Below are 302 nucleotides of genomic sequence, written 5' to 3'. Positions count from 1 at the left end.
ATCAGGTTTTTTATTGAATGCATCAACAATCTGCGGATGTAATGAGTCTGGGAAATTGTCCCATGCATCAGTTGTAAAAATATTCATGATATATCTTCCATATATGCTTCATTCGATGTGCACTTTTTTGTTTTTTAAGGACGATAAAATNNGGAAGATACTTGGATTGCTAGGTCTCTATATCTAGGTGTAGAGCCAAGGACCCTACGGGGTCCGTTTTTATTTGTGCTTTATTAAATTCTGGTCACTGCGTCTCCTTCATTTTTTCGAAAGTAAAATCAGGTTCTATAATTCCATCTTTT

1 pseudogene is annotated in these 302 nt (G+C 35.3%); it reads right to left on the bottom strand.

The features are described from left to right. Positions 1-87: pseudogene (locus tag RFX69_RS05355) on the bottom strand (endonuclease); the annotation flags it as partial. Between the last annotated feature and the right edge of the window lie 215 nt (positions 88-302).

Origin of the sequence: Acinetobacter sp. 148 (assembly GCF_031196675.1) — a bacterium.
Taxonomy (GTDB): Bacteria; Pseudomonadota; Gammaproteobacteria; order Pseudomonadales; family Moraxellaceae; genus Acinetobacter; species Acinetobacter baumannii.
The sequence above is the reverse complement of the archived record's forward strand: the minus strand, read 5'-3'. Positions and strand labels throughout refer to the sequence as shown.